Annotated in this window: 4 protein-coding genes and 1 pseudogene; 4 read left to right on the forward strand and 1 reads right to left on the reverse strand. The window is 61.9% G+C overall.

Annotation, left to right across the window (positions count from 1 at the left end; translation table 11 throughout):
* Nucleotides 1–744: alanine racemase (locus VN047_RS17525; RefSeq protein WP_325544921.1), on the forward strand; the 744-nt coding region annotated here is incomplete at its 5' end.
* Nucleotides 745–835: 91 nt separating this feature from the next.
* On the opposite strand, the gene VN047_RS17530 is transcribed toward VN047_RS17525, so the two are convergent.
* A complete protein-coding gene (locus VN047_RS17530; protein ID WP_325544923.1) occupies nucleotides 836–4033 on the reverse strand; it encodes a TonB-dependent receptor domain-containing protein in 3198 nt (1065 codons plus the stop codon).
* Between the two features lie 494 nt (nucleotides 4034–4527).
* Between VN047_RS17530 and phaR the strand changes: the two genes are divergently transcribed.
* From phaR to VN047_RS17545, 3 genes and pseudogenes are all read left to right on the forward strand, one after another.
* Nucleotides 4528–5067, forward strand: coding sequence for a polyhydroxyalkanoate synthesis repressor PhaR (phaR, locus tag VN047_RS17535; protein ID WP_325544925.1), 540 nt, complete (start codon nucleotides 4528–4530; stop codon nucleotides 5065–5067).
* A 40-nt stretch (nucleotides 5068–5107) separates the two neighbouring features.
* Nucleotides 5108–6634 (forward strand): aminoacyl--tRNA ligase-related protein, encoded by a 1527-nt coding sequence (locus VN047_RS17540; RefSeq protein WP_325544927.1) that lies wholly within the window; start codon nucleotides 5108–5110, stop codon nucleotides 6632–6634.
* Nucleotides 6635–6977, forward strand: a pseudogene (locus tag VN047_RS17545) (ribonuclease R); the annotation flags it as partial.

The raw sequence follows: 6977 nt of genomic DNA on the forward strand, positions 1-6977 counted from the left end.
GTGCTCGGCAGCGCCGCGCAGATCGCGCGCTGGCGCGACGCGGGCGAGGGGCGGCCGTGCGACGTCATGATCGATACCGGGATGAACCGCCTCGGCCTGCGGGTCGAAGAGGCGATAAGCGGTGCGCTCGACGGTGTCGCGATCGACACGTTGCTCAGCCATCTCGCGTCAGCTGACGAAGACAGCCTGCAGAATGTCCGGCAGCTCGCAGCCTTTCGCGCCGTGCGCGACCGGGTTCCCGCGCGGCGCTACAGCCTTGCGAACAGTGCGGGGATTTGCCTTGGCGCCGATTACGGCTTTGACCTCACGCGTCCCGGGATCGCGCTCTATGGCGGCACCCCGCGCAAAGAGGCGAGCGGCCATATCGGTCAGGTCGTCTTTCCAGAGGCGCGGGTGCTGCAGGTGCGTCCGGTACGCGCGGGCGAAACGGTCGGCTATGGTGCGACCTGGACCGCGCCGCGGGACTGGCGGATCGCGGTCGCCAACATGGGCTATGCCGACGGCTATCTGCGCTGCCACGCCGGCACCGGCGGCGCGACATGGCAAGGCCGCGCGTTGCCGCTCGTCGGGCGCGTGTCGATGGATCTTGTCGCGTTCGACGCGAGCGATGCTGGCGCGGTGGACGAAGGCGACTGGCTGGCGCTCGACTATGATCTGCCGAAAGCGTCGGCGCGCTGCGGTCTGTCGCAATATGAGCTGCTCACCGGACTGGGCCGGCGCTGGGCGCGCGAGTGGGCCGCCTGACCGGCCGCCCTTCGATTCTCGACACCTTCCCGGCAAATGAAAAAGGGCGGCAGATTGCTCTGCCGCCCTTTCGTTTTCGAGGCGTTGTCGTTCAGAAGCTGCCGCGAAGGTTCATGAAGAAGCGGCGGCCGAAATAGTCGTATTGCGTGCCGAAAGCCGGCGCCTGCCCGATAGCGGAGATGCCCGCCTGGACCGTCGAAGCGCGCGGCGGAGGCGTATCGAAGATATTCGCCACGCCCAGCGTGATCTCGTACTTGTCGGCGATCTCGTGCGTGATCGATGCCGAGTGGTAGAAGGTCGGCGACAGGCGCGTATCCTGGCAATAGCGACCGCCGGGGCGGAAGATCGACGTGCGGCAGGGGTCGCCTTGCGTGTCGAGAAGATCCGCCGCATTTGACGTGCCGCCGATGACGTCCATGCCGTAGAAAATTGTCCACGGACCCTTTTCCCACGCCAGGTTGAAATCGCCGATCCACTTGGGATCGCCGGCTTCGCCATTGTCATCGACCACGAAGCCGTCGAACAACGCGATGGTGTCTTTCGTCTGCCAGGTCATCTGCGACGTGAAGGTCAGCGATCCCAGATTGCCGAGATCCTGATCAATTCGCAGAGTGACGTCGATACCCTTGTTGCGCTGCTTGTTCACATTCACATAGGTATCGAGAACCTGGGTGATATTATGGATTTCCGGGCCCGAAGTTTCGCGGGTGATCAGTCCGCAGAGCGGATCGTCAAGACCGAACTCCGAATTATAGCAGCGGTTGATGATGTTCGTCGCGCCGACGGTCGTGATTTCGTCCCGTATCTTGATGTCGAAATAATCCACGGCAAGATTTACGCGAAGTCCGCTCCACAGGATGCCCGACAAATCCGGCGTGAGGATGAGGCTGACCGTTTTTGCGGTCGACTTTTCCGGATCCAGCACGCCGAGGCCGCCACCCGATACGATCGTCGCCGATCCGGTGTCGCCGGCAAAGTCCGTGGGAACGCCGGCCGCAACGCAATTGTCGTAGATGCGCTGGTTGATATTTCCTTCTTCCAGTTCGTCGGCGATGTTGCGACAGATATCGATGTCCTGACGCGCGAGGAAGCCGGTCTGGTTCTCGAGGAACAGTTCGAACAGCGCCGGGGCGCGGAACGACGTGCCCCACGTTCCGCGGAAGCGCAGCCAGTCGGTGACCTCCCAATCGAGACCCGCCTTCCAGGTGACGTCGCTGAAGCTGTCCTTCACCCCGTCACGACGCGTGGCGGTGACATCGGTATAGCGGCCGGCGCCCGACAGCGTCAGGCGCTGAATCAGCGGCGTGTCGTAGATCAGCGGAATCTGGATTTCGCCGAACACTTCCCGGTTGACGGTATGGCCCGCCGTGATGCCCGACGATGTGCGCAGCGCGGCGTTACCGGCGAGCGTAATGTCGCCCGGGGTGTCGTTGATGGAATCGCGGCGGATCTGGGCGCCGAGAGCGACGCCAACCTCGCCCGCGGGGAGCGTGATCAGATTGCCCGAGACGGTGGCTTCGACCGACTTCTGGATGAATTTGGTATTGCCGGTTTCGCGGCCAAACAGGAAGGCGCGTTCCTGCGGCGTAAAATCGCCGCGCAGCACGCGGGGATCGGTGAAGTCGATGTCGATACAGGGAAGCCCGCCAACCGGCGTGGTCATCCCGGCGCAGGAGCGCGTGCGCCAGCTTTGCGAAGCGAGCGAGTCCGCAAGGATCACATCCTGCGTATAGTCGGCATCCGACCGGCTGTACTGGCCGTAGATGTCCCAGTTCCAGCCTTGCAGGAAACCACCGAAGTCCCCGCGGAAACCCAGCACGCCGCGATAATAATCGACGTCCGTGTTGAAATCGGATTTCGTCATCATCACGGGGCGCAGCAGGAAGGCGCCTGAAAATTCGGTATTGAACGGATCGCCGATGTCGTCGGGACTGCAATTTTCGCCCGACAAGGGATTTTCGCCCGGCGCCGCGGGAGCGCAGAAGAAAGCCGGCAGCGGGAAGGGATAATCCCCGGTTCGCGTCGCATCGCCCGTATATTGGGTGACGGTGAATTGCTGGAAGCCCTTGTTGCGCGACTTGCGGTTGTTGAACAGCAATTCGGTGTAGACTTCGATATTGTCGGTCAGTTCGTACGACGCATCGAGATAGCCGGTGATGCGCGACACCTGCGAAAAGACGTCCGCCATCTGTTCCAGCGGCTCATACTGGTTGAGCGCGCCCGTCGATGGACCGTCAAAATTCAGGCCATAGAAGTCGGCCGGCCCCGAAACGCCGAGGTCGCCGTAATTGTTCAGCGAAATGCCGACCTGGCCCAGATTCGCGCCATATTGACCAATGAAGAGCTGCTGGCCATTGGGTGCGAAGATGCCGCCCCTGAAGCCGAGAAGCTGACCATCGTCTTCAACCGCAGCACCTGTAAAATCATTATTGATGAAGATCGAATTGGCGGGCAGGCCGTTGCAGGCGGGCCGGCCGGTACGGAAATCGACGATATCGGCGCGCCCGCCGTTTTCGAAGGTCAGATATTCTTCCTGGCAGTTCAGGAATTTGCGGTCGATCCGCCGCAGATTCTGCTGCTGGTAATAGTCGACGGTCGCAAGGATATGGCCGCGGTCGAACCTCTTTCCGAAGGTCAGGTTCATGTCATAGATTTCACCGCCGCCATGCTGCGGGATCGAGGTGAAGCCGTTGATCTGGAAACCGTCGGCATTGTCCTTGGTCAGGATGTTCACGACGCCGGCGACGGCGTCCGAACCGTAAATCGACGAGGCGCCGGTCTTCAGGATTTCGACCTGGCGAACGATCGAGAGCGGCAGGACGTTGAGATCGAACGACGCGACTGCGCCGCGCACGCCGGCGGGGCCGGCGCGGCGGCCGTTCAGCAGGACAAGCGTGCGCTCGGCACCAAGGCCGCGCAGCGAGATCGTCTGGGCATCGGCGCCGCCGTTGGTGACGAAGCCGTTCGAGATCGACGAGGTGATCTGGATCGAGCCCGCCGCGATGGGCGAACTCTGCAACAGGTCAACCAGCTGATTCTGACCTTGCTTCTGGCCGATATCGGGGCTGATGACCTGGATCGGGTCGGGGCTGTTGAACTCGCTCTTGCGGATGCGCGACCCGGTTACGACGATCGCGTCGCCGCTGCTGGCATCTGAATCGCAGACGCCGTCGTTATTGGCATCGACGCAACTGACGCTGTCGACCGTGTCTTGCGCTAAAACGGGCTGGCTGACGGAAATCGCCACTGCAAAGGCAGCAGCACCTAAAAGCAGGTGCGACTTGTTCATAGATAACTCCCCGGTTGCCCGCTCAAAAAAGGCAATTGAGCGGATTGAGACGAGGAAATACCCAAATTTCCCGTTGCACAAGCATTTGATGCGCATTTTGTCACACCCTGTTCATGCGAGCGTCATGTTGTGCTATTTTGGCCACAGTGGGATTCGCTGCCGGGGAATGCAGCGAATAATTTGCTTTTCTTCCAGCGATATAAACGGCTTTTTCGCGGTCTTTTGTCGAAGAAAAATGTCGGAATAAACGTTTCCCTTGAAACGATATTGCGAGGAAGCGATTTTCGCGGACTCCTCGATCATTACTCATCATGAAATCGGGCGGGTAAAGCGGGGTGCCCGGCGCGGTTCTCGAAATATCGCGACTCGACATAGTGCCGGCTCTTCCGACTTCGCGATGTTGCGATGCATCATTATTTGGTGCTAATGCCGTGAGCAACAGTCCGGGGCGGTGCATATGCCGGTTTGCCGGCAAACAAGGAGCGCGGGTCAAGATGGCGAAGACCAAGGCGGCGGCGGAAGATGGCGTCGTCACGATCAAGAAATACGCCAACCGGCGGCTCTACGACACCGAACGCAGTTGCTACATCACGCTCGAGGATCTGGGCACGATGGTGCGCGACGGCCGCGAATTCCGCGTCGTCGATGCCAAGAGCGGCGACGATATCACGCACAATGTCCTGACGCAGATCATCATGGACGAGGAAACCCGCGGCGAGACCTTGCTGCCGGTCAATTTCCTCCGTCACCTGATCGGCATGTACGGCGACAAGATGCAGTCGATGGTTCCGCAATATCTGGAAGCGTCGATGGCGGCGTTCCGCAAGAACCAGCAGGACGTCCGCTCGGCGTTCGAAGGCGCGCTCGGATCGAATCCGCTCGCCGAACTGACCCGGCGCAACATGGAAATGTTCCAGCAGGCGGCCGGGGCCTTCATTCCGGGTGCCGGGGGTGGCAAGGCAAAGGATGCCGAGATTGCCGCGCTCCGGGCCGAGATCGCTGACCTCAAGGCTGAACTCGCCAACAAGAAATAATCGGGGCTCTTTTGCCCCAGACGACAGAAATCGGATAATCATGATCAAGCATGCGCTCAGCGTAACCCGGCAGGCCGACTTCGCGGCCTGGTATCAGGATGTCATTGCCGAAGCCGACCTCGCCGAGGAATCGGGCGTTCGCGGCTGCATGGTGATCAAGCCGTGGGGCTATGGCATATGGGAACGCATCCAGACGATCATGGACGCCGGCATCAAGGACATGGGCGTCCAGAACTGCTATTTCCCGCTCTTTATCCCCTTGAGCTTCTTTGAGAAGGAAGCCGACCATGTCGATGGTTTCGCCAAGGAAATGGCGGTCGTCACGCACCACCGCCTGATCCAGGACGGCAAGGGCAAGCTGGTCCCCGATCCCGAGGCAAAGCTCGAGGAGCCGCTGATCGTCCGTCCGACGTCGGAAACGGTGATCGGCGCGGCGATGAGCCGCTGGGTGCAGTCATGGCGCGACCTGCCGCTGCGCGTCAATCAGTGGGCCAATGTCGTTCGCTGGGAAATGCGCACGCGCATGTTCCTGCGCACCGCCGAATTCCTGTGGCAGGAAGGCCATAGCGCGCACGACAGCAAGGAAGATGCGCTTGCCGAGACGATGCGCGCGCTCGAACTGTATCGCAGCGTCGCCGAAGAGGCGCTCGCGCTGCCGGTGATCGCAGGCGAAAAGCCCGAAAACGAACGCTTCCCGGGCGCCGCCGCGACCTATTCGATCGAGGCGATGATGCAGGACGGCAAGGCGCTGCAGGCCGGCACCTCGCATTATCTCGGCACCGGTTTCGCCGAGGCGGCGAACATCCGCTTCCAGGACAAGGAGGGCGGCCACAGCCTGTGCCACACGGTCAGCTGGGGTTTCTCGACGCGCACCATCGGCGCCGTCATCATGACGCATGGCGACGATGATGGTCTCCGCTGCCCGCCGCGCATTGCGCCGTACCAGATCGTCATCATTCCGATGCTGCGCGACAATGAAGAGGATGCTGCGATCCTCGACTATTGCGCGTCGCTCGAGAAGGAACTGAAGGCGCTCGACGCGTTCCGCGAGCCTGTGCGCGTGCTGCTCGACACCAATGCCAACAAGGCGCAGACCAAGCGCTGGGGGTGGGTCAAGAAGGGCGCGCCGATCATCGTCGAAATCGGTCCGCGCGACGTGGCTGGCGGCAATGTCGCGGTGATCCGCCGCGACCGGCTGTACAAGGACGACGGCAAGCTCGACAGCGCTTTCGTGCCGCGCGGCGATTTCGTTGCGGCGGCGGTCGCGACGCTTGGGGAGATTCAGGACAATCTCCATGCCGAGGCGAAGGAACGTCTGCACGCCAATATTCGCCGCGACGTCACCGATCTGGCCGCGCATTATGCGGGTGAGGACAAGTTCACCGGCTGGGTCGAAGTGCAATGGGCGCGCCCGACCGGCGCGGTGCTCGACGGGATCGTCGAGCAGCTGAAGGCGCTCAAGCTCACGATGCGCAACACCCCGCTCGATGCCGCGCCCGCCGACGGCGCCTGTTTCTTTACCGGCGAGCCCGCGGTCGAACGCGTGCTCATCGGCAGGACCTATTAATTGGCGAAACGGCAGAAGCCCGCCGGCCTGCCCAGTGCCGACCAGATCCTTCGCTTTATCGAAGAGAGCAAGGATGCGGTCGGCAAGCGCGAGATCGCGAAGCATTTTGCACTTCACGGCAACGAGAAGATCGCTCTGAAGGCGCTGCTCAAGGACATGACCGACGAGGGGCTCGTCGATCTGGCCCCCGGGCGCGCCTTTCACAAGCATGGCGGGCTGCCGCGCGTCACGGTGCTGCGTGTCGTCGCGATCGAGGGCAGCAACCTGTGGGCGGTGCCCGATCGCTGGGAAGGCGCCGGCCCCGCGCCGCGCCTTGATCGTGATGCCACGCTCGCGTTCGATC

The organism is Sphingopyxis sp., from assembly GCF_035565275.1.
GTDB lineage: Bacteria > Pseudomonadota > Alphaproteobacteria > Sphingomonadales > Sphingomonadaceae > Sphingopyxis.

What these genes read in the sequence shown, in the direction of transcription:
- phaR (WP_325544925.1), top strand. Translation starts at nt 4,528, where the DNA reads ATGGCGAAGACCAAGGCGGCGGCGGAAGATGGCGTCGTCACGATCAAG.
- VN047_RS17540 (WP_325544927.1), top strand. Translation starts at nt 5,108, where the DNA reads ATGATCAAGCATGCGCTCAGCGTAACCCGGCAGGCCGACTTCGCGGCC.
- VN047_RS17530 (WP_325544923.1), bottom strand. Translation starts at nt 4,033, where the DNA reads ATGAACAAGTCGCACCTGCTTTTAGGTGCTGCTGCCTTTGCAGTGGCG.